General features: G+C 70.7%; 2 protein-coding genes and 2 pseudogenes. 2 read left to right on the top strand and 2 right to left on the bottom strand.

Going from position 1 to position 2,429, the window contains the following annotated elements; all coding sequences use genetic code 11:
• Nucleotides 1-774: pseudogene (locus VLF38_RS03465) on the bottom strand (glutamine--fructose-6-phosphate aminotransferase); the annotation flags it as partial.
• A gap of 42 nt (nucleotides 775-816) precedes the next feature.
• Here VLF38_RS03465 and VLF38_RS03460 point away from each other — a divergent pair.
• Both VLF38_RS03460 and coaA read left to right on the top strand, forming a co-directional pair.
• Nucleotides 817-1,287, top strand: coding sequence for an SRPBCC family protein (locus VLF38_RS03460; protein ID WP_325269891.1), 471 nt, complete (start codon nucleotides 817-819; stop codon nucleotides 1,285-1,287).
• Nucleotides 1,288-1,295: 8 nt separating this feature from the next.
• Nucleotides 1,296-2,255: a type I pantothenate kinase gene (coaA, locus tag VLF38_RS03455; protein ID WP_325269890.1), complete on the top strand. Its 960-nt coding sequence runs from the start codon at nucleotides 1,296-1,298 to the stop codon at nucleotides 2,253-2,255.
• Here the strand turns inward: coaA and VLF38_RS03450 are convergent.
• Nucleotides 2,231-2,429, bottom strand: a pseudogene (locus VLF38_RS03450) (hypothetical protein); the annotation flags it as partial. The gene coaA and the pseudogene VLF38_RS03450 overlap by 25 nt on opposite strands.

Genomic DNA, 2,429 nt, shown 5'->3' with positions numbered 1-2,429 from the left:
CTCCTTGCGCATGAACCAGTCGTGGCCGTCCTTCTCGGCCGCGCTGAGGTCCCAGTCGACGTGGTAGCGGCGCCCCTCCGCCGGCGTGCCGTCGAAGCCGGAGATCGACACGCCCTCGCGGGTGATGGTCACGACCTGGTCCTGGTCGAGCTCCATCGCCTCGCGGGTGTGCTCGATGAAGGCCGCCACGTCCGAGCCGAGGAAGTTCTCCCCCTCGCCCAGCCCGACGACGAGCGGCGAGTTGCGTCGGGCGGCGACGACGCGGGAGGGGTCCTCGGCGTCGACGGCGACCAGGGTGAACGCACCCTCCAGGCGCCGGCACACGTTCTCCATGGCGGTGGTGAGGTCGGCACCGCCCTGGACCTCGAGCTCGAGCAGGTGCGCGGTCACCTCCGTGTCGGTCTCGGACAGCATCTCGTGACCGCTCCCCTCGAGCTCGGCGCGCAGGATCGCGAAGTTCTCGATGATGCCGTTGTGCACGACCGCCACGCGGCGCCGCTTGCCGAGGTGCGGGTGGGCGTTGGGGTCGGTGGGGGCGCCGTGCGTGGCCCAGCGGGTGTGCCCGATGCCCGTCGTGGACGCCGGCAGCGGGGACTCACCGATCGCCTTCTCGAGGTTGGCCAGCTTGCCGGCCCGCTTGTCGGTGGCGAGCCGCCCGTCGTCGACCAGCGCGATGCCCGCCGAGTCGTAGCCCCGGTACTCCAGCCTTCGCAGCCCGTCGATCACCACGTGCTGTGCCTGCTTGTCCCCGACGTACCCGACGATTCCGCACATGGGGGCCATCCTAGGGGCGACCCCCTCGCTAGCCTGTCTCCCATGCCTTCGCCCATGACCGACTCGGTCACCGTGCACATGGCCGCCTCCCCCGATGCCGTGTGGGACCTCGTCAGCGACGTCACCCGCATCGGCGAGTTCAGCCCGGAGACCTTCGAGGCCCGCTGGACGCGCGGCTCGACGGGCCCGGAGGAGGGCGCCTGGTTCAAGGGGCACGTGAAGCGCAACGGCGTCGGGCCGACGTACTGGACGCTGTGCCGGGTCGTCGCCGCCGACCCCGGCCGCGAGTTCGGGTTCACCGTGATGGCAGGCGACCGCCCGGTCAACACGTGGCGCTACCGGATCGAGAAGGCCTCGGACGGGGTCGCCGTCACCGAGTCGTTCGAGCTCGACGCCAACCCGGCGCTGCGCCTCTACTGGACGCTGCTCGGCTGGGCGCGAGGACGCACCAACCGCAAGGGGATGAGGACCACGCTGGAGCGCATCAGGGCCGTCGTCGAGTCGCCCGCCTGAGTCACGCGATGGCCAACGGCAACGGTTCCGGCGAGGCATCGCCGTATGTCGAGCTCGACCGCGAGGCCTGGGCGGCGCTCACCCCGCAGCAGGACAACCCGTTGTCGCCCGAGGAGGTCGCCCGGCTGCGCGGTCTGGGTGACGCGCTCGACCTCGACGAGGTGGAGCAGGTCTACCTGCCGCTCTCCCGCCTGCTGAGCCTGTACGTCGCCACGGCCGGCCGGCTGCACCGCGAGCAGGAGGAGTTCCTCCACCGCCAGCAGCCGCCGCGCACGCCGTTCGTGATCGGCCTGGCCGGCTCGGTCGCCGTCGGCAAGTCGACCACCGCCCGCGTGCTGCAGCAGATGCTGGCCCACTGGCCCGAGCACCCCCACGTGGCGCTGGTGACCACCGACGGGTTCCTCTACCCCAACGCCGAGCTCGAGCGCCGCGGGATCCTGCACCGCAAGGGGTTCCCCGAGTCCTACGACCGCAAGGCGCTCCTCCGCTTCGTCATCGACATCAAGTCGGGCAGGGACGAGGTGGAGGCACCGGTCTACTCACACCTCACCTACGACGTCGTCCCCGGTGAGAAGGTCGTCGTCAACCGGCCCGACGTCGTCATCGTCGAGGGCCTCAACGTGCTCCAGCCCGCCCGGGTCCGGGACGACGGCCGCGCGGGCCTGGCGGTCAGCGACTTCTTCGACTTCACCGTCTACGTCGACGCCAAGCGGTCGGACATTCGGCAGTGGTACGTCGAGCGCTTCCTGCGCCTGCGCGAGACCGCCTTCCGCGACCCCGCGTCGTACTTCGCCAAGTACGCCGGCCTCACCGAGCAGGAGGCGGTGGCCGAGGCCGGGCGCATCTGGGACACCATCAACGGCCCCAACCTGGCCGAGAACGTCGCCCCCACCCGCGGCCGGGCCACGCTGGTCCTGCGCAAGGACTCCGACCACTCGGTCCGCTACGTGCGGGTCCGCAAGCTCTGAGCTTCCGGCAGCCGCTTCTGCATCTCCAGCAGGGTCTCGACCTTCCGGTAGCCGAGCTGCTCGTTGACGGCGTTCATGTGGGCGTTGGTCTCGGCGTTCATGGTGCGCAAGGTCCGCACGGAGGGATACGTCTCGAGCACGAGGTCGTGGGTCACCAGCTTCAGGGCCAGGCCG

The sequence above is a fragment of the Nocardioides sp. genome (genome assembly GCF_035481145.1).
Classification (GTDB): Bacteria; Actinomycetota; Actinomycetes; order Propionibacteriales; family Nocardioidaceae; genus Nocardioides.
Note: the sequence above shows the minus strand (reverse complement) of the source record. Positions and strands in the feature narration are given on the sequence as shown.